16 protein-coding genes are annotated in these 18911 nt (G+C 70.9%); 10 read left to right on the top strand and 6 right to left on the bottom strand.

Annotated features, from left to right (window positions below):
- Positions 1-87 precede the first annotated feature (87 nt).
- On the top strand, positions 88-1050 hold the full coding sequence (locus UG56_RS09430; RefSeq protein ID WP_084100831.1) for an RNA polymerase subunit sigma-70: 963 nt from the start codon (positions 88-90) through the stop codon (positions 1048-1050).
- A gap of 97 nt (positions 1051-1147) precedes the next feature.
- Positions 1148-1930: an SDR family NAD(P)-dependent oxidoreductase gene (locus UG56_RS09425; protein WP_045550429.1), complete on the top strand. Its 783-nt coding sequence runs from the start codon at positions 1148-1150 to the stop codon at positions 1928-1930.
- A 9-nt stretch (positions 1931-1939) separates the two neighbouring features.
- Here UG56_RS09425 and UG56_RS09420 read toward each other — a convergent pair whose 3' ends face one another.
- Together UG56_RS09420 and UG56_RS09415 are read right to left on the bottom strand one after the other, a co-directional pair.
- Positions 1940-3676 carry an ABC transporter ATP-binding protein gene (locus UG56_RS09420; RefSeq protein ID WP_045550428.1) on the bottom strand — a complete coding sequence of 579 codons (1737 nt, stop codon included), beginning with the start codon at positions 3674-3676 and terminating at the stop codon, positions 1940-1942.
- On the bottom strand, positions 3673-5409 hold the full coding sequence (locus UG56_RS09415; protein WP_045550427.1) for an ABC transporter ATP-binding protein: 1737 nt from the start codon (positions 5407-5409) through the stop codon (positions 3673-3675). The genes UG56_RS09420 and UG56_RS09415 overlap by 4 nt, the downstream gene beginning before the upstream one ends.
- 92 nt (positions 5410-5501) lie before the next feature.
- On the opposite strand from UG56_RS09415, the gene UG56_RS09410 reads away from it, so the two are divergent.
- The 3 genes from UG56_RS09410 (at position 5502) to UG56_RS09400 (ending at position 7844) form a co-directional block, all read left to right on the top strand.
- Positions 5502-6227 (top strand): acyltransferase, encoded by a 726-nt coding sequence (locus UG56_RS09410; RefSeq protein WP_256206524.1) that lies wholly within the window; start codon positions 5502-5504, stop codon positions 6225-6227.
- Between the two features lie 89 nt (positions 6228-6316).
- On the top strand, positions 6317-7195 hold the full coding sequence (locus UG56_RS09405; protein WP_045550425.1) for a glycerophosphodiester phosphodiesterase family protein: 879 nt from the start codon (positions 6317-6319) through the stop codon (positions 7193-7195).
- 28 nt (positions 7196-7223) lie between these two features.
- Entirely contained in the window at positions 7224-7844 is a 621-nt protein-coding gene (locus UG56_RS09400) for a TetR/AcrR family transcriptional regulator (protein ID WP_045550424.1), read from the top strand.
- A 23-nt stretch (positions 7845-7867) separates the two neighbouring features.
- Here UG56_RS09400 and UG56_RS09395 read toward each other — a convergent pair whose 3' ends face one another.
- Complete coding sequence (locus UG56_RS09395) at positions 7868-8518, bottom strand: TetR/AcrR family transcriptional regulator (RefSeq protein ID WP_045550423.1); 651 nt, start codon at positions 8516-8518, stop codon at positions 7868-7870.
- Between the two features lie 95 nt (positions 8519-8613).
- Between UG56_RS09395 and UG56_RS09390 the strand changes: the two genes are divergently transcribed.
- Complete coding sequence (locus tag UG56_RS09390; RefSeq protein ID WP_045550422.1) at positions 8614-9813, top strand: FAD-dependent monooxygenase; 1200 nt, start codon at positions 8614-8616, stop codon at positions 9811-9813.
- 4 nt (positions 9814-9817) lie between these two features.
- Here UG56_RS09390 and UG56_RS09385 read toward each other — a convergent pair whose 3' ends face one another.
- Positions 9818-10072 (bottom strand): hypothetical protein, encoded by a 255-nt coding sequence (locus UG56_RS09385; RefSeq protein ID WP_045550421.1) that lies wholly within the window; start codon positions 10070-10072, stop codon positions 9818-9820.
- The gene (locus tag UG56_RS09380; protein ID WP_045550420.1) at positions 10069-11379 is read right to left on the bottom strand and encodes a PspC domain-containing protein; all 1311 of its coding nucleotides are present in this window, start codon (positions 11377-11379) and stop codon (positions 10069-10071) included. Before UG56_RS09380 ends, UG56_RS09385 begins: the two co-directional genes overlap by 4 nt.
- A gap of 124 nt (positions 11380-11503) precedes the next feature.
- On the opposite strand from UG56_RS09380, the gene UG56_RS09375 reads away from it, so the two are divergent.
- Together UG56_RS09375 and UG56_RS09370 are read left to right on the top strand one after the other, a co-directional pair.
- Positions 11504-12814, top strand: a complete 1311-nt coding sequence (locus UG56_RS09375) for an ATP-binding protein (RefSeq protein ID WP_071326991.1) — start codon at positions 11504-11506, stop codon at positions 12812-12814.
- Complete coding sequence (locus UG56_RS09370) at positions 12811-13458, top strand: LuxR C-terminal-related transcriptional regulator (RefSeq protein ID WP_045551512.1); 648 nt, start codon at positions 12811-12813, stop codon at positions 13456-13458. Before UG56_RS09375 ends, UG56_RS09370 begins: the two co-directional genes overlap by 4 nt.
- Before the next feature lie 12 nt (positions 13459-13470).
- On the opposite strand, the gene UG56_RS09365 is transcribed toward UG56_RS09370, so the two are convergent.
- Positions 13471-15741 carry a SulP family inorganic anion transporter gene (locus UG56_RS09365; protein ID WP_045551511.1) on the bottom strand — a complete coding sequence of 757 codons (2271 nt, stop codon included), beginning with the start codon at positions 15739-15741 and terminating at the stop codon, positions 13471-13473.
- 169 nt (positions 15742-15910) lie between these two features.
- Here UG56_RS09365 and UG56_RS09360 point away from each other — a divergent pair, with 169 nt between their 5' ends.
- A complete protein-coding gene (locus UG56_RS09360; RefSeq protein WP_045551510.1) occupies positions 15911-16273 on the top strand; it encodes a hypothetical protein in 363 nt (120 codons plus the stop codon).
- A gap of 61 nt (positions 16274-16334) precedes the next feature.
- Positions 16335-18794 carry a DNA helicase PcrA gene (gene pcrA, locus UG56_RS09355; RefSeq protein ID WP_084100819.1) on the top strand — a complete coding sequence of 820 codons (2460 nt, stop codon included), beginning with the start codon at positions 16335-16337 and terminating at the stop codon, positions 18792-18794.
- Positions 18795-18911: the final 117 nt, after the last annotated feature.

Below are 18911 nucleotides of genomic sequence, written 5' to 3'. Positions count from 1 at the left end.
TCGTGCGGATGGGTTGCGTTGCACCGGTTTGACATTGCTTGCAAAATCGGTCTCGCGACGGCCGTCCGGGGTTTACGCTCGCCAGCCATGGAAGCGTTCGTGGAGGCCGCGGAACAGCACCGGCGCGAGCTGAGGGTGCACTGCTACCGGATGGTGGCGAGCTTCGACGAGGCCGAGGATCTGGTGCAGGAGACCCTGGTCAAGGCGTGGGAGCGGCGTGACCAGCTGACCGACCCCGGGGCGATGCGCGCCTGGCTCTACCGGATCGCGACCAACACCTGCCTCGACTTCCTGCGTCGCAACGAGCGGCGGCCGAGGACGTACGCCCCGCTGCCGGGGTTCGACCACGGCACCGGTGAGCCGCCGGAGCTGCTGGAGTGGCTCCAGCCGTTCCCCGACTCCCTGCTGGAGCCGGAGCGCCCCGAGGAGGAGGCGGTCGCGCGGGAGACGATCGAGCTGGTCTTCCTGATCGCGATCCAGCACCTGACCCCGCAGCAGCGGGCGGTCTTCGTCTTCCGGGAGGTGCTCGGCTGGTCGGCCGCCGACACCGCGGCCGCGCTCGACGTCGGTGTCGCCACGGTCAACTCGCTGCTCCAGCGCGCCAAGCCGGCCCTGCGGCGGCATCTGCCCGAGGACCGGTCGACCTGGCGCACGGAGGGGCCGACCGAGGAGGAGCGCAAGGTCATCGACGCCTACATCGCGGCGGGGGAGAGCAACTGGCGGGAGGGCATCGTCGACCTGCTGACCAGCGACGCGGTGCTGACCATGCCGCCGAACCCGTTCTGGTTCACCACGCGCGACGCGATCATCGACTTCGTGGTGCCCAACCTCGACCCGTCCTCGCCGACCTACCTCGGCGAATGGCGCTTCGTCCCGGCGAGCGCCAACCGGATGCCGGCGGTCGCGGGCTACGTACGCCGGCCGGGGACGACGGTCTTCCGCCCGCAGATGCTCGACGTGCTCCGGGTCGTCGACGGCCGGCTCGCCCAGATCACCACCTTCGAGCCCCATCTCTTCCCCGCCTTCGGGCTTCCTCGGACGCTGATCTGAAAAAAGTTTCGGCCGACCCGATGAGTGGACGACGCGGCGTACGTCCTAACGGTCAGATCACGCGCACCAGGTGCGTGACGACACCTCAGGAGACATCGTGAACGCACAGCTTCAGGACCGCACCGCCATCGTCTGGGGCGGCGCGGGTGACATCGGCTCGACCACCGCCAAGGCGTTCGCCGAGGCGGGCGCCAAGGTCTACCTCGCGGGCCGCACCGAGGCCACGCTCGCGGCCCGGGCCGAGGAGGTCGGCGCCGCCGGCCACGGGGTGGTCGACGTGCTCGACGAGGACGCCGTGGTCGCCTTCGTGGAGCGGGTCGTCGCCGCGACCGGCTCGCTCGACATCTCGTTCAACGTCGCCGACCGTGGCGACATCCAGGGGCAGGCGCTGCTGGAGATCTCGGCGGCGGACTACACCCAGCCGGTCGTACGCGGCATCACCGGCTCCTTCCACACCGCCCGCGCGGCGGCCCGGCAGATGGTGGAGCAGAAGCGAGGCGTCGTGATCGCGCTCGACTCCGGCTCCGCGCGAGGCTCGGCGCCGGGCATGGGCGGCACCAGTGCCGCCGACGGTGCGCTCGACGCGCTGGTCCGTGACCTGGCGGCGGAGGTCGGGCCCTCCGGCGTACGCGTCGTGGGGATCTGGACGGCCGGGATCACCGAGACCTTCACCGCGGAGAAGTTCGAGCGGGTCCTCGGGACACGGCTCCCGGAGGAGGCCCTCGAGGGGATCCGGGCGAACCTCGACGGGCTGCGGATGACCAAGCGGTCACCGCGGCTGCGGGAGGTCGCCGACACCGCGACCTTCCTCGCCTCCGACGGCGCCGGGGCGATCACCGGCACCTGGCTCAACGTGACCAGCGGGATGTACCCGAGCTGAGCCGTGCTGTCAGATGCGCCAGGAGTCCCAGAGCCGGGCATAGGAACCGCGAGCGGCGACGAGCTCGTCGTGGGGGCCGAACTCGGTGATCCGGCCGTCCTCGACCACGGCGACGCGGTCGGCGTCATGGGCGGAGAAGAGCCGGTGGGCGATCGCGATGACCGTACGTCCCTCCAGCACCGCCGCCAGCGACCGCTCCAGGTGGCGGGCGGCGCGGGGATCGATGAGCGAGGTCGCCTCGTCCAGCACCAGGGTGTGCGGATCGGCGAGGACGAGCCGGGCGAGGGCGACCTGCTGGGCCTGCGGTGCGGTCAGGGCACGGCCGCCGGAGCCGACCGCGGTGTCCAGGCCGTCCGGGAGCGCCGAGACCCACTCGCGGGCATCCACCGCCGCCAGGGCGTCGAGCACCTCCGTGTCCGAGGCTCCGGGGCGGGCCAGGACGAGGTTGTCGCGCACGGTCCCCGCGAAGACGTGGTGCTCCTGGGTGACCAGCGCGACGTGGCCGCGCAGCTCGTCGAGCGGGAGGTCGACCAACGGCACATCGCCCACGGTCACGGCTCCCGTGCGCGGCGGATGGATGCCCGCGAGCAGCCGCCCGAGCGTCGACTTGCCGGCGCCGGAGGGCCCGACCATGGCCACCCGCTCGCCGACCCCGACGTCCATCGAGATCCCGTGGAGGACGTCTCGGCCCTCGACGTAGGAGAACGTCACGTCGGTCGCCCGGATCCTCTCGCCGGCGGGCTCGGCGCCGGTGGCCACCCGGTCGTCGGGGACGTGCGCGACACCGAGAAGGCGGGCCAGGGACGTGTTGCCCATCTGGAGCTCGTCGAGGATCGAGACGATCCGGTCGACGGGGTCGATCAGCATCTGGACGTACAGGGTCGCCGCGGTCACGTCGCCGAGCGAGCAGACGCCCTGGGTGTAGAGCCAGCCGCCGAACAGCAGGGTGACGACCGTGGGGACGAGGTAGGAGATCTCCATCGCCGGGAAGAAGACCGTCCGCAGGAACAGCGTGTAGCGCTCGGCACGGAACGATGCCGCGATGTCGGCGTCACCGGCCCGGACCCGGGCGCTCTGGAGGCCGAGCGCCTCCACCGTGCGCGAGCCCTCGGCCGTCTCGGTGAGCGTCGAGTTGATCTGTGAGTAGGTGGCCGACTCGCGCAGGTAGCCGTCCTTGGCGCGGCGGAGATACCAGCGCAGACCGATCACGAGCGCCGGCACCCCGAGCAGGCACGGCAGCGCGACCCACCAGCCGACGGTGAGCGCGGCGACGAGCGTCGCGACCGCGGTCAGGCAGGCGATCGTCCACTCCGGCAGCGCGTAGCGGATCGACCAGTTGAGCTGGTCGACGTCGCGGCCGGTGCGGGTCAGCAGGTCGCCGGAGCCGGCCTCCTCGACGGTGCCCAGCGGGAGCGCCAGGGTGTTCTCGACGAACTCCTCGCGCAGCTCGGCCAGCACCTGCTCGCCCAGGACCTGGGACAGGAGCCGGGCGTACCGGGTCAGCAGCACCTGGATCACGAGGAACCCGGCCAGGAGTGCCAGCAGGAGGTCGACGTGTCCGGCCGTCGTGCCCGCCTCGACCGACTCGACCAGGTCACCGATCAGTCGTGGCGGTGCCAGCGCGGCACCCGCGGCGAGCAGGTGCAGGCCCAGCGCACCCCAGAGCATCCGTGGGTGGCGGCGGGCCAGGGTGGCGACATAGGCACGGACGTCCTTGTTCGACGCCACCGGGAGCGCGGTTGTCACGACGTGACCTCTTCCTCTACGTCTCGCACGACCACACGGCGATAGCCGGGGCAGCTGCGCAGCAGCTCGTGGTGCGTCCCGGTCGCGGCGACCTTCCCGTCCTCGAGGAAGACGACCACGTCGGCGGCGTCGAGCAGCAGCGGGCTGGTGGTCGTGACCACGGTCGTACGCCCGGCGCGGTGGGCACTCAGCCGCGAGGCGATGCGGGCCTCGGTGTGGGCGTCGACCGCGGAGGTCGGCTCGACGAGGATCAGGATCTCGGGATCGAGGGTGAGCACCCGGGCCAGCATCAGCCGTTGGCGCTGACCGCCGGAGAGACTGCGGCCACGCTCGGTCACCTGGGCCCGGTAACCCTCGGGCAGCGCCTCCAGGATGTCCTCGGCCGACGCCGTGTGCATCGCTGCCTCGGTGCCTGCCCTCCCGGCCCGGCCGGTCACGTCGAGGACCTCGCCCAACGGGCCGGAGAAGAGCTGGGTGCCGGTGTCGGAGACGACGATCCTGCGGCGTACATCCGCCAGCGGCAGATCGCACAGGGGCACTCCGCCGAGAGTGACCGACCGGTCCGTCAGCTCGTTCGGCGGTGACATCAGACCGAGCCGGTCGGCGAGGTGAGAGGTCTCGTCGGGCTGCTCGGAGACCAGCGCGGTCAACCGCCCCGGCTCGATGCGCACCTTCGAGGCGACGTCGCGCAGCTCGGATCCCGCGGGAGGCATGGGCAGCGGAGAGTCGAGGGAGACATTGTCCGGGTCCTGTGCGAGGACCGTGATGATCCGCTTGGCCGAGACCCGGGCACGGATGAACTTGTTGGCGTACTCCACCACCGTCCTCAGCGGCAGCATCAGGAACGCGGCGTAGCCGTAGAGCGCGACCAGCTGCCCCGCGGTGATCTCGCCCGCGACCGCCATCCGCGCGCCGAGCCACACCACGGCGACCACGAACAGACCGGGCAGGAGGATCTGCATCGCATCGAGCACCGACTGCAGCCGCGCGACCCGGACCCCGGCGTGGCGTACGTCCTGCGACTGTCGCCGGTAGCGCGCGCCGAAGACCTCCTCGCCGCCGATCCCGCGCAGAACGCGCAGGCCGCCCACGATGTCGGCCGCGGTGTTGGACAGCTCGCCCATCAGCTGCCGCTGGTCGGCCGCGACCTTCTGCAGCGGCGAGAGCAGCGGGCCGACGAGAAGGACGACGAGCGGAACGCCGATCAGCACGACCAGCCCGAGCGTGACCGAGGTCTGCAGCAGGACGACGGCGACGACCACGAAGGAGACCACCGCGCCGGAGAACCGGGCGGAGACGTCCATGACCTGACCGACGTGGGACAGGTCGGAGGTGCCGATCGCGGCGACCTCGCCGGTCGAGACCTTGCGGGGGAGGGATGCGCCGAGGCGTACGGACTGCCGGGTCACCAGCTGCACGACCCGGTAGGCGGCGGTCAGCCAGTTGGTCACCGCGAACCGGTGGCGCATGATCCCCGCGACCGCCTGCACCAGGCCGACACCGAGCAGCACGGCCGCGTAGGCGGTGAGCGTGGGGACGTCCTTGGTCGCCACGCCCTCGTCGATCGCTCGCCCGATCACCAGCGGCATCACCGCCTGGGCGCTCATCCAGACGATCCCGAAGAACATCCCGCCCAGGAGCGTGTCCCACTGCCCCTTCGCCATCCACCACAGGAACCGGCCGGGAGACCGATGGTCCGCGACCCCGGGATCATCGAGAGGGAGTCTGCGCACCCGACCGATTATCAGCATCTCGGGACGCGGTTGCGAACGGTTTTCCTGCCGCCGGCCATGCCGCCCGAGCGGCGCGGGTTATGGTTCCCGGCATGTCGTGGACCAGGGGTGAGCCGCTCACGGACGTACATCGGGAGCGGCTCATCGCCGCGGGGCTCGATCCGGAGGTGCTCACCGGGCTCGAGCTCAGCGAGATCACCGGACCTCTGCCGGAGTGGTGGCACGAGGGCGGCAACGCGCTCTACCTGCGTGACGGGTTCCGCCTCGACCAGCGGCTGATCGACCTGCTGGGGTTCTACCCGTTCTCGGATGCGCTGATCGTGGTCGCGACCGACATCACCTCGATGCAGGCGCTGCTGGTCGGGGGCGACCGGCCGACGATCTTCATCGGCCCGGACACCAGCATGGTCTGGGGCGAGATCTATTGCGGCGGCGACTCCGCGGTGATCCTCTCCGGTGGCCTCGTCGCCACCTCGCGCGCGCAGGTCGACGCCCGCAACGGCGGCTCGATCGTCGCCGCCCGCGACCAGCTCTGGGCCGCCAACGTCTATGTCGCCACCGACGACATGCACCGGCTCGAGGACGGCGAGACGGGGCAGCGGATCAATCCGTACGGCGCCAACATCCGCCTCGGCGAGCACGTCTGGCTGGGCCGCGACGCCATCGTCACCGGCCACGTCGAGATCGGCGACGGGGCGGTCGTCGGGATGCGGAGCATGGTCCGCAACCAGAAGGTCGAGCCGCGTACGGCCGTGGCCGGTGTCCCCGCCCGGCTCATCCGCGAGAACGTCGTCTGGTCCGGCGAGGACACCCCCTGAGGGTGCCGAACCGAACGGCCCGCCGCTCGTAACGTCCCATTCACATTGCGCCCGCCGCGGCGTCGCCGCCGGCACGCACGCTGGGTGCCATGGCATCGGCCTCCCGCCCCCTTGTGATCGGCCATCGCGGAGCACCCGGCTATCTGCCGGAGCACTCCTTGGAGTCCTACCGCCTGGCACTGCGCCAGGGTGTGGACGCGCTCGAGACCGACGTGGTGATGACGCGCGACGGGGTGATGGTGCTCCGGCACGAGAACGAGCTCACCCGCACCACGGACGTCGCCTCGCGCGAGGAGTTCGCGGAGCGGCGTACGACCAAGGTGATCAGCGGCAAGAAGTGGACCGGCTGGTTCACCGAGGACTTCACCTTCGCCGAGCTGCTCAGCCTCGGTGCGCCGACGACGAGCCAGCCGATCATCACCCTCGACACGCTGCTGCTGCTCGTCGCCGACGAGTCGCAGCGCCGCGGGCGGCGGGTCGGGCTGCACGTCGAGGTCAAGCACCCGACGTACTTCGCCTCCATCGGCCTCCCCGTCACCGAGACCCTCCTGCAGACCCTCGCCGACCACGGCGTCGACGCCTGGAACGGCCTCCCGGGCCTGCCCACGCAGCGGCTGTGGCTGCAGAGCTTCGACGAGGCGTGGGTGCGGGAGATGAGCACCCGCACCGAGCTTCCGCTGGTGCAGCTCGTCGACAAGAAGTGGGGTGCGGTCGACTGCGCGGAGATCGCGACGTACGCCCAGGCCATCGGCCCCAAGAAGTCGATGGTCCGCAAGAAGGGACAGCCGCCGACCGGCCTGGCCGACGAGGCCCACCGGCACGGGCTGAAGGTCTTCGTCTGGACTCTGAAAGCAGGCCGCGACCAGGCGAATCGCCTCTTCGAGGCCGGGGTCGACGGGGTGTTCGCCGACTACCCGAACCGGCCGATCGCGGCGTTGGCCGACATCACACAGGCACGTACGGCCTGAGGCTGGCGCCGCCCCGTAGGGTGTGGGCATGCCGCCCCCCAACGCAGACCGCGCGGTGCTGATGGCTGCTCGCGAGGTGCTGCTCAGGGACCCGCGCGCGACCATGGCCGCGGTCGCCGAGGAGGCCGGGATGGGGGTGGCCGGGCTCTACCGCCGCTACGCCAACAAGCAGGCGCTGCTGCGGGCCGTCGCCGCCGACAACTACCGCCGCTACATCGCCTTCGCCGAGGCGGCGCTGAGCGACACCGACGACCCCTGGCACGCATTCACGGGCTTCCTGCGCCAGGTGCTCGACGACGGTCTCCCACGGCTCACCCTCGCCCTGCGCGGCGAGGTCACCTTCGACCAAGGCCTGCGTGACCTGGACAAGCTCGCCGTCCACACCACCAACCGGCTGCTGCGCGGCGCCCGCGGCAGCGGCATCCTCCGTCCCGACGTCACTCGCACCGACATCACCGTGCTCCTCGAGCAGATCGGTCGCATCGACGTAGGGGACGACGTACGCAGCGCCGCCCTCCGCCGCCGCTACCTCGCCCTCGTCTGCGACGGCCTGCGCGCCGACGCGGCCAGCCGCCGTCTTCCCGGCCCACCCCCGCACGAGGCCGAGCTCCTCGTGGGTTGGTCGGGGGAGATCTCCAGCGTCTCCTAGCCCCGACGCCACCCGGGGAACCCTTAGGTGAGCGCCCGGTCGAACTGCGCGTCGGTGATCGCCGGAGCCGCGAAGGGGGTGGGCGCGTCCCGCCGAGTACGCAGCCCGTCGAGCATGAGCGTGACGTAGCGCTGCCACAACTCCGGGGCGACGTCCCTGGTGTGATGGGTGACCGCGCCGAGCATGAGCTGGATCAGCGGGAAGTCGACGGGTTCGAGATCGTCCCGGAGCTCGCCGGCCTCCTGGGCGCGGCCGATGAGCGTGGTCGTGGCGGGCTGGAATCCGTTCCGGACATCGACGAAGGCGTCCGCGGTCCCGCGGTGGCGTTCGAGGACGAGCTCGCGGAGTCCACGGTTCTCGGCGAAGTCCCGGGTCGCGGCCACGAAGAACTCCTCGAAACCGTCCCAGGGGTCGGGGTTGGCGAGCGCCTTCTCAGCGTGGTCGGCGAGTCGGCGTACGGCCCCGACGAGCACCACCTCGATGAGCTCGTCGCGGTTGGCGAAGCGGCGGTAGACGGTGCCGACGCCGACGCCGGCGTGGCGGGCGACGTCGTCGAGGGTGACGTCGATGCCCCGGGTCGCGAAGAGCTCCTGGGCGGCGGCGATGAGCCGCTGGCGGTTGCGCTCGGCGTCGGCGCGCAGGGGTCGGGTGCGCGGGGCTGGTGACGTACTCATGGATTCATCCTAACAAAATGGAGGACATATCTCCGCTTAGTGCTACGCTGAGCATTAACCGGAGAAGAGATCTCCGTTTGTGGGAGGAGAGAGAAATGACGACACCACGAGCTCTGATCGTCGGGATGGGCATCGCGGGACTGGCCACGGCGATGCGTCTGCGCGAGATCGGCTGGGAGCCGGTGATCGTGGAGCGTGCCCCGGACCGCAGAGCCGCCGGCTACTTCGTGGGGCTGTTCGAGACCGGCCGCGCGACCGCGCAGCGGATGGGGGTGCTCGACGCGATCGGCAACCGCACCGACCGGGACGGGATGACCTACAACGTCGATCGATCCGGCACGAAGCGTCGCCCGGGCATGGGCTACGGCGACCTGCCCGGCGAGCCGCGCCTCATCCTGCGCGGCGACATCGAGTCCGCCCTCTACGACCAGGTCGCCGGGACGACCGAGATCCGCTACGGCACGAGCCCCGTCACCATCGACGAGCACGTCGACGGAGTCCAGGTGACATTGCGCTCGGAGGCCGGGGAGACCACCGAGCGCTTCGATCTCGTCGTCGGTGCCGACGGGCTCCGCTCGACCGTACGCCGCCTGGTCTTCGGGCCCGACGAGGAGCACCTGCGGCCGCTGAACCACATCATCGGCGTCGCGCTCCTCGAGCGCCAGGTGCCGGGCTTCCGCCCCTCCGACGGCCTCATCCTCACCGAGGAAGGACGCTCGGTGTGGGTCTTCGGGTTCGCCGATCACACCCCGACCGTGATGTTCTCCTACCGGACCGACGACGAGAACGCCCAGTTCCGCGGCAGGCCGATCGACAGGATCCGCGCCGCCTTCGGGCCGGAGCCCGGCCCGATCCTGGAGCACCTCTTCGACCAGTTCGAGGCCGCGGAGGACAGCCTCTTCGACTCGGTCCACCAGGTGGTGATGCCGTCCTGGCACACCGATCGCGTGGTCCTGGTCGGCGACGCTGCCTGGTGCCTGACGCTCTACTCCGGGATGGGCGCCTCGACCGCCATCTCCGGCGCCGACCTGCTCGGCACGACGCTCGCCCGCAACCCCGGCAACACGGCGCGTGCGCTGCGCGAGTGGGAGCAGCGCCTGCGCCCCTTCATCGAGGTGCAGCAGCGCTCGGGGCGTACGGACGGGTTGGCGATGTTCGTGCCGCAGAACCGCCGCGACCTGATGATGCGCAACGCGATGTCGCTGATCAGCAGCAACAAGGTCACCAAGAATGCGTTCCGGTCGATGCTCGCCGGCAGGTTCAAGGAGAAGTCGGTCGACGTCGCGGCACCGTGAGCCGTCAGCTTTTCCTGAGGAGCGCGGCGAGCAGGCCGATGGAGCCGCCGACGATCCAGGGGAGCGGGAGGAGCCAGCGGAGGTCCTCGATGCTGTGGATGACGACGGTTCCGCTGACGACCAGGGCCCAGACGACGACGAAGACGAGGAAGACGAGCCCCATGACGAGGTGGCCGATGTTGACCGGGTGCCGCCCGCTGCGCCTGGGCGGCGGAGCCTGGTCCTCGAAACGCGGCGGCGGGGAGTAGTCGTAGCTCATCGGGTGCTCCTCTCGGCCGTCCCGACGAAGCGCGCGGCTCGGGGGTCGCTCTCCTCGTAGACGTTGATCGCGCCGAGGTCCGCGGTGGTGGTCAGATGGAGATCGGCGTCGTCGGCGAGGCCGGGCTCGCTGCCTTCCTTCCCGGCGACGTGGGTCCGGGTCAGGGCGAACCCGCCGATGTCGCTGCGGGTCTCGTCGAAGATCTGCGCCTCGCCGAGGGCACCGACGGTGGCCTGCGCGGCGACGGTGGCGTCGTCGGGAACGATGACGGTGATCTCGGCGAACGAGCTGGTGATCTCGAGGTCGCGGCCGTCGAGCGTCTTCGGGTCGATGGCGCTCAGGTCCACGACGATCGCGCCCGCGTCGACCGCGTAGGAGGTCTCCAGGGCCGCGACGCTGCGCGGATGGATCTCGACGCTGCTCCCGGTCTCGATGTCCGACAGATCGATCATCGTCAGCGGCAGCGCGGCCAGGGCCAGCAGCCCGAAGAAGATCAGCCCGCCGGCCCGGCCCCAGAACGCGCCGAGCACCAGGAAGCCGCCGAAGACGGCCAGCAGCGCCGCCGGGTAGGCACTGGTCGGGACGGGCATCCAGTCGGCGACGTCGATGAGGCCGAGGACACCCACCACCAGAGCGGCGACCGCGATGGCCCGGCCGAACAGCAGCGGCGGGCGCCGGCGGCCCGCTCGGGCCAGCGGCGCGCTGGGATCGTAGGATCCGGGCGGCCAGGGCGGCGGCAGAAGACGTGTCTGAGCTGCGGGCACGTCCATCCGCGCGGTTGCCGGAGACGTGGCCGGCGATGCCGCCGGGGGCGGTGGAGGTCCACCGCGCTTGCGGCTCCACCTGCCACGGTTGGCGTACCAGAGCGCGACGACGGCGAGGACCGCGAGCCAGAACCAGGGCACGCTGGTGTCGCCGAACGCGTCGCCGAGCAGGGAGATCGCCGCGATGCCGCCGGCGATCCAGAGCAGGAGGTTGCGGGCAGGTGGCCCGACCGGGATCATCCCGTCCTCGGCCTCCTCCTCGGGCACCAGCAGCCAGGCGGCGACGTACACGATCCCGCCGGAGCCGCCGAAGAACGCGGCCACCACCAGGACCACCCGCACCAGCAGCGGGTCGACGTCGAAGTGGCGTGCGATCCCACCCGCGACGCCGGCGATGTGCCGCCCCTCCGGGGAGGCATGGGTCGTACGCCGCAGGCCACTGAGGTTGCGCAGCTGCTCGCCGCTGGGGCGGGTGCGCGCCTCCGAGACAGGCGGTGGCGGCTCCGGGGTGGGCGGCAGCGGCGCCTCGGGCGGGATCGTCACACCCCTACTCTGTCTCCTCCGCGCCCCGCAGACCATCAGGGACGGCCCTGAGTTCTCGACGCGCCAGGATCAGGGTGAATCCTCATGGTACGCGCCCACGGTTGGTGTGACGATGGTTGTCATCATGACGACAACCCATGCGACGACGGAGCTGCCGGCACCGCCCCCGGAGCCCGCGGTACGCCGCGCCTACCGCGACACCGACGCCTCGGTGATCGGCGGCGTGGCGGCCGGCCTGGCCGAGCACCTCGGCCTGCCGGTGCTGGCCGTGCGCGCGTTCTTCGTCGTCACCGCGGTGTTCAGCGGCTTCGGTGTGGTGCTCTACGCCGCGCTGTGGATCTTCATCCCGGCCGCGCCTCACCTGGAGCAGTCCACCCCGGGCGGCGAGAGCGCGACCCGCGGCGGCCGCCGGCCGTCCTCGCGCCCAGGAGGGGTCGACAAGGGTCCGGCGATCGCGCTGCTCGCGCTCGGGTTCGGCGCGGTCGTGCTCTTCGACACGGTGCTCGGTGCCGGCGCGCTGATCTGGCCGGCGATGCTCGGCGTCGCCGGCGTGGCCCTGCTGTGGCGCCAGGCCGACGCGGCCCAGCGTGAGCGCTGGCTCGACGGCACCAGCCGCCTCGACCTGGTGCAGATGGTCTTCGGCAAGGGTGGCTGGCGGGCGTATGTCCGGGTCGGGGTCGGCGTCGGGCTGATGCTCTTCGCGGTGATCCTCGCGGGCGGCCAGCTCGACCTCGGCAACGCCACCGGTCTGATCATCGCCGGCCTGATCGTGCTCGCCGCGGGCTTCCTGGTCGCCGGCCCGTGGATGCGCCAGCTCGCCAGCGACCTGGGTAGCGAGCGCGAGGAGCGCATCCGCAGCCAGGAGCGCGCCGACATGGCCGCCCACCTGCACGACTCCGTCCTCCAGACCCTCGCCCTGATCCAGCGCAACTCCGGCGATCCGGCGATGGTGCAGAAGCTCGCCCGCGCCCAGGAGCGCGACCTGCGCGAGTGGCTCTTCTCGACCCCGGCCCAGGCCGACGAGACGTTCGCGGCCGCGCTCAAGGCGGCCGCCGCGGAGGTCGAGGACGCCCACGGCGTGACCGTCGACGTGGTGGTCGTCGGCGACGGGCCGTATGACGAGACGGTGAGGCCGATCGTCGCCGCCACCCGCGAAGCCGTCACCAACGCCGCCAAGCACGCCGGCACCGGACGGGTCGACGTCTACGCGGAGGCGACCGACGAGGCCTTCGAGGTCTTCGTCCGCGACCGTGGCGCGGGCTTCGTCCTCGACGAGGTCTCCGCGGACCGACACGGCGTACGCGACAGCATCATCGACCGGATGTCCCGCCACGGCGGCAGCGCTGTGGTGAGATCGTCACCCGGAGAAGGTACCGAGGTGCGGCTCAAGCAGCCTCGCACGAAGGAGGCTGGTCATGAAGGAGAACGGGCATGAGTGAGGTCAAGGTCGTCATCGTCGACGACCACGCGATGTTCCGCACCGGCGTACGCGCGGAGCTGAGCCGGTCGCCGGTGATCCGGGTCGTCGGCGAGGCCGAGGACGTCGACACCGCGGTCAAGGCGATCGCCGAGGGCAAGCCCGACGTGGTGCTGCTGGACGTACACCTCCCCGGTGGCGGAGGCGTCGAGGTGATGCGCAAGGCGCCGGCCGTCGACGGCTCGCCGCGCTATCTGGCGCTGTCGGTCTCCGACGCGGCCGAGGACGTCATCGGCACCATCCGCGGCGGTGCCCGCGGCTACGTCACCAAGACCATCACCGGCGCCGAGCTGGTCGCCGCGATCCAGCGGGTCTCCGGGGGAGACGCGGTCTTCTCGCCGCGCCTGGCCGGCTTCGTGCTCGACGCCTTCGCCGGCACCATCGCCATCGCCGACATCGACGAGGACCTCGACCGTCTGACCGAACGAGAGCGCGAGGTGATGCGCCTCATCGCCCGTGGCTACTCCTACAAGGAGGTCGCCGGCGAGCTGTTCATCTCGATCAAGACGGTCGAGACCCACATGTCCAACGTGCTGCGCAAGCTGCAGCTGTCGAGCCGTCACGAGCTCACTCGCTGGGCCAACGACCGCCGCCTGCTCTAGCTCAGATCCAGATCACGCCGGCTCGGCCGGCCTGGCCTCCATCAGGTGGGCGAGCTCGTCGGTCTCCGCATCGGTCAGCGTCGTGAACCCATCGGCACGCAGGATCTGCAGCGTGCCGTCGGAGATGTCCAGGAACAGGCCCACGAGACGTACGTCCCGGCCCGCCAGGAGCTCCCCGAGCCGGTCGATCATCACCGCGACGTTGACCTGCGAGACCTGGTCGACCTCGCTCCGGCCGGCGGCCGCAGCGGCGAGGCCGACCGGATGCCCGGCCTGCCACTCCTGGATCGCCGGAGCCGCGTGGCGCAGCCAGTCACCGACCGGCCCTGTGGGAACCGTGCCGGCCCGGGTGGTCTCCAGGGCCGAGGTGATCGCCCCGCAGCGCGAGTGGCCGCAGACGACGACGGTGTTGATGCCGAGGTCGTCCACGCCGAACAGCATGGGTGCGGCGACCGAGCTGTCCGTGCTGCCGGGCTCGGGCACGAGGTTGCCCATGGTGCGGACCGTGAGCAGGTCGCCCGGGCCGCTGGAGGTGATCAGGTTGGGCACGACCCGGGAGTCGACGCAGGTCAGGAAGACCGCGTGCGGCTCCTGGCCGTCGGCGAGCCCCTCGTAGACCGGCCGCAGCGGGGCGGCGTGCCGGCGGTGGTACTCGCGGACGCCGAGCGCCAGCGGGTGGTGACGGTCACCGCGGTCGGCGCGTACGTCCTGCCAGGCGCCCCACGGCAGCAGCCCACGCGGGCTGATCGGAGGCGCCTTCAGCGCGCGCTCCTGACGGGGCGCCTCGACGCCGTGCGGACCGGAGTGCTCCACGAGCACCGTCCCACCGCCGGCCTCGTAGCGGGCACGCCAGTGGTCGAGCTGGTCGCGCCCGGCCGGGTCGAGGTAGTCGACGAGGAGGTCGAGCTCGACGAGCTGACCCTCGGGGATGGCGTCGAGGCGGCTGACCAGGGTCGGCGTCGCCAGGAACGAGAGACTGCCGTGCACCTCGACCAGCCACTTCTCGCGGCCGTCGGTGGCCCGGCCGGCCAGGCGTACGTCGATCCGCACGTGGACCAGGCGCCACAGCACCAGGACCAGAGCGGCGACCAGGCCGATCAGGACACCCTCGATGAGGTTGAGCGCGAGCACACCGGTGATGGTGAGCCCGTAGATCCACAGCTCGCCCCGGGCATGCGCCTGGGAGATGTCGGCGGGCCTGACCAGGCCGGTGCCCATCATGATCAGCAGCCCGGCCAGGGCCGCGAGCGGGATCTGCTCGACCAGCCCGACCAGGACCAGGGCGAAGAGGAGCACCCAGACGCCGTGCAGGATCGCGGAGACACGAGTGCGCGCGCCGGCTGCGACGTTGGTCGAGCTGCGCACGATGACGCCGGTGACGGGGAGGCCGCCGAGTCCTCCCGACACCGTGTTGGCCAGCCCCTGACCGACGAGCTCGCGGTTCAGGTTGCTGCGCGGGCCGCCGTGCAGCTTGTCGACGGCGACCGCCGAGAGCAGGCTCTCCACGCTCGCGATCAGGGCGACGGTGAGCACCGCGCCGGCAACGGCGAGCGGGGTGCCCTCCGGTAGCGCGACCGAGCCGATCTCGTCGAGCAGGTCGCCGCCGAGGTGGACGCGCTCGGCTCCGGGCAGCCAGGCGGCGGCGAGCAGGGTGATCGCGACGATCGCGACCAGCTGGCCGGGCACCGCCCGGACACGCTGGGGCAGCCGCGGCCACACGAGCAGGATGCCGATCACCCCGAGCCCGGCCAGGACGGCGTGGATGTTGGGCTGCTGCGCGTTGACGACGATGTGCTCGAGGTTCTCGATCGCGCTCGCCTGCGACCGGCCGCCCAAGGCGACGTTGAGCTGGCCGAGGACGATGGAGATCCCGATCGCGGCGAGCATGGCGCTGACGACGGTCGGGGAGATCGCCAGTGCGTAGCGTCCGAGCCGGGTGGCGCCGAGCACGATCTGGAGGAGACCGGCCATCAGGGTGATCGCACAGGTCGCCTCCCAGCCGAACTCGGCCACCGTCTCGGCGACGACGACGGTGAGGCCGGCTGCCGGGCCGCTGACCTGCAGAGGAGCGCCGCCGAAGAGGCCGGCGACGATGCCGCCCGCCGCAGCGGCGATCAGGCCCGCGGCGACAGGTGCACCGGAGGCGACGGCGATGCCGAGCGAGAGCGGCACGGCGACGAGGAAGACGACCAGCGAGGCAGGTACGTCGAAGCGGATGGACTGGCGAACCTGATCGAGCGGTCGGGACCTGCTTGAAGGCAGGGTCGGGTTGGGTGATGACACGTCAGAATCCTCCTTGCGGAGCCGAGAGCGATGGTGGCGGTCACGGTGAGAGTAGGCAGACGCATCGGAATTCCCCAAGGCGAATGTGATCAAATTCGTGTGATCGTTCGAAAACGCGTCGATGAGGGCCGCTTCGTGGCCTCCGAGGCGGTGGCTCTAGTCTTTGCCCATGGAGATCGTGCGGCACATCCTGCTCGTCATTCACCTGCTCGGCTTCGCCGCGCTCTTCGGCGGTCTGCTGGTGCAGATCAAGGCGCCTGACAAGGTGTCCAACGGCCTCATGCGCGACGGCTCCGGCACCGCGTTCCTGGCCGGCCTGCTGCTCGTCGGCGTCCTGGAGATGGGCGACGGTCCGGTCGACCACGCGAAGGTCGCCGTGAAGCTCGTGATCGGCCTGGTCATCCTCGGCCTGGTGATGTCGCAGCTGCGCAAGCCCAAGATCTCCGACGGCCTCTACTGGACGATCTTCGGCCTGACGATCATCAACGTCTGCGTGGCGGTCTTCTGGTCCTCCGCGCACGTCGCTTCCTGACGTTCGTCACAGGCCCGCCGACCCGCCGGTTGTCGGTGCCAGCCCCTAGGCTGGAGCCAGCATGAGTACGCCTGACCAGACCCCTGTTGCCACCATCCCGGGCCTCGAGGCCTTCGCCTCCGCGCAGCCGGCCGACGAGCCGCGTACGAAACGGCGTGGCCCGAGCGCCGAGGAGCTCCTCGACGGGCTCAACGAGCCGCAGAAGGCGGCGGTCCAGCACCAGGGCGCGCCCCTCCTGGTCGTCGCGGGCGCGGGGTCGGGCAAGACCCGGGTGCTGACCAGGCGGATCGCGTGGCTGATCTCCCAGCGTGGCGCCCACCCCGGCAGCATCCTGGCGATCACCTTTACCAACAAGGCCGCGGCCGAGATGAAGGAGCGCGTCGAGGCCCTGGTGGGCAAGCGCGCGCGGATCATGTGGGTCTCGACGTTCCACAGCGCCTGCGTGCGGATCCTCCGCAAGGAGATCGACAAGGTGGGGTTGAAGTCCAACTTCTCGATCTACGACGCCCAGGACCAGAAGCGGCTGATGCAGCTCGTGCTCAGCGACCTCGACCTGGACCCGCGCCACTACCAGCCCGGCCAGGTGCTCAACTGGGTCAGCGACCAGAAGAACGAGCTGCGCGACGTCGAGGCCGCCGAGAAGGATGCCCGCAACCACCTCGAGCAGACCTACGTCGCGGCCTACAAGGAGTACCAGAAGCGCCTGCGGCAGGCGAACGCCCTCGACTTCGACGACCTGATCATGTCGACCGTCGAGCTCTTCCGGGCCTACCCCGAGGTGCGCGAGGTCTACCGCCGCCGGTTCCGTCACGTGCTGGTCGACGAATACCAGGACACCAACCACGCTCAGTACGCCCTGGTCCACGAGCTCTGTGCCGACCGGATGGACGACACCGCGCTGACCGACTCCTACGCCGAGGAGACCCCACGAGCCGAGCCGGCCGAGCTGATGGTGGTCGGTGACGCCGACCAGTCGATCTACGCCTTCCGCGGCGCCAACATCCGCAACATCCTCGACTTCGAGCAGGACTTCCCCGACGCGACCACGATCCTGCTGGAGCAGAACTACCGCTCCACCCAGACGATCCTCACCGCCGCCAACGCGGTCATCAAGCACAACAAGGGTCGCAAGGAGAAGGCGCTGTGGAGCGATGCCGGCAACGGTGAGCGCATCGTCGGCTACGTCGCCGACGACGAGCGCGACGAGGCCCGGTTCGTCTCCGACGAGATCGACAAGCTCGTCGATGCCGGGTTCAAGGCCGCCGACGTGGCCGTCTTCTACCGCACCAACGCCCAGTCGCGGGTCTTCGAGGAGGTGTTCATCCGCACCGGCCAGCCCTACAAGGTCGTCGGTGGGGTGCGCTTCTACGAGCGCAAGGAGGTGCGCGACGCGCTGGCGTATCTGCGCACCCTGGCCAACCCCGACGACCAGGTCTCGCTGCGACGGATCCTCAACACCCCCAAGCGGGGCATCGGCGACCGGGCCGTGGCCTGCGTCAACGCGCTGGCCGAGCGCGACGGTCTGACCTTCTGGGAAGCGCTGCAGAAGGCCGAGGACGCCCCCGGCATGGCCACCCGCAGCCTGACCAACATCAAGGCCTTCGTCGCCATGGTCGAGGAGCTGCTGCAGATGGTCGACGCCGGCGAGCGGGCCGACGTCATCCTGGAGACCGTGCTCGACCGATCGGGTTACCTCGCCTCGCTGGAGGAGTCCGACGACCCGCAGGACGAGACCCGCGTGGAGAACCTCGCCGAGCTCGTCGCCGTCGCCCGTGAGTTCTCCGACGACCCCGTCGCGGCCCCGAGCGCCGACCCGGCCGACGTCGATGCCGGCACGGTGGAGCCCGGGCTCCCCGACTTCCTGGAGCGGGTCGCCCTGGTCGCCGACACCGACCAGATCCCCGACGACGAGGACGGCGTCGTCACCCTGATGACGCTCCACACCGCGAAGGGCCTGGAGTTCCCCGCGGTCTTCCTCACCGGCATGGAGGACGGCGTCTTCCCGCACTCGCGGGCTCTCGGCGACGGCACCGAGCTCGAGGAGGAGCGCCGACTGGCCTACGTTGGCATCACCCGCGCCGAGAAGCGGCTCTTCATCTCGCGCGCCGTCGTCCGGTCCGCCTGGGGCGCGCCCTCGCACAACCCCGGCAGCCGCTTCCTCGACGAGCTCCCGGTCGACCTGGTCGACTGGCGGCGCACGGAGAAGGAGATGTCCTCGTGGGGCCGCCCCAACTTCGCCAACGACAGCTGGGGTGGTGGCCAGCGACTCGGTCAGCCCACGGCCGCCGGGCGCCGCAACTTCTCCTCGGCTGCGCTGCGCGCCGATGCCGCGTCGAAGTCGAAGCCGGCCCGCGCCGTGCCCTCGCTCGAGCCGGGCGACCGGGTCACCCATGACTCCTTCGGGCTCGGCACCGTCGTCACCATCGAGGGATCGGGCGACAAGCAGGTCGCCAGCATCGACTTCGGGGAGACGGGGGTCAAGCGGTTGCTTCTCCGGTATGCGCCGGTCGAGAAGCTGTGATTCGGGGCGGTTGAGGGCTCACGCGGCAGCAGTCGCGTGAGCGGCTGTCTCCTCGTGGTACGCCGAGTCGGCGCAACCGCGCGCCTCGCTCGCTTCGCTCCCAGGCGCGCAGTTGCG

The sequence above is a fragment of the Nocardioides luteus genome (genome assembly GCF_000960475.2).
GTDB classification, from domain to species: domain Bacteria; phylum Actinomycetota; class Actinomycetes; order Propionibacteriales; family Nocardioidaceae; genus Nocardioides; species Nocardioides luteus_A.
Note: the sequence above shows the minus strand (reverse complement) of the source record. Positions and strands in the feature narration are given on the sequence as shown.

Excerpts from the sequence above, each read along its gene's own strand:
- UG56_RS09430 (WP_084100831.1), top strand. The coding sequence starts at position 88 with ATGGAAGCGTTCGTGGAGGCCGCGGAACAGCACCGGCGCGAGCTGAGG.
- UG56_RS09410 (WP_256206524.1), top strand. The coding sequence starts at position 5,502 with ATGTCGTGGACCAGGGGTGAGCCGCTCACGGACGTACATCGGGAGCGG.
- UG56_RS09405 (WP_045550425.1), top strand. The coding sequence starts at position 6,317 with ATGGCATCGGCCTCCCGCCCCCTTGTGATCGGCCATCGCGGAGCACCC.
- UG56_RS09400 (WP_045550424.1), top strand. The coding sequence starts at position 7,224 with ATGCCGCCCCCCAACGCAGACCGCGCGGTGCTGATGGCTGCTCGCGAG.
- UG56_RS09395 (WP_045550423.1), bottom strand. The coding sequence starts at position 8,518 with ATGAGTACGTCACCAGCCCCGCGCACCCGACCCCTGCGCGCCGACGCC.
- UG56_RS09390 (WP_045550422.1), top strand. The coding sequence starts at position 8,614 with ATGACGACACCACGAGCTCTGATCGTCGGGATGGGCATCGCGGGACTG.
- UG56_RS09385 (WP_045550421.1), bottom strand. The coding sequence starts at position 10,072 with ATGAGCTACGACTACTCCCCGCCGCCGCGTTTCGAGGACCAGGCTCCG.
- UG56_RS09375 (WP_071326991.1), top strand. The coding sequence starts at position 11,504 with ATGACGACAACCCATGCGACGACGGAGCTGCCGGCACCGCCCCCGGAG.
- UG56_RS09370 (WP_045551512.1), top strand. The coding sequence starts at position 12,811 with ATGAGTGAGGTCAAGGTCGTCATCGTCGACGACCACGCGATGTTCCGC.
- UG56_RS09360 (WP_045551510.1), top strand. The coding sequence starts at position 15,911 with ATGGAGATCGTGCGGCACATCCTGCTCGTCATTCACCTGCTCGGCTTC.
- pcrA (WP_084100819.1), top strand. The coding sequence starts at position 16,335 with ATGAGTACGCCTGACCAGACCCCTGTTGCCACCATCCCGGGCCTCGAG.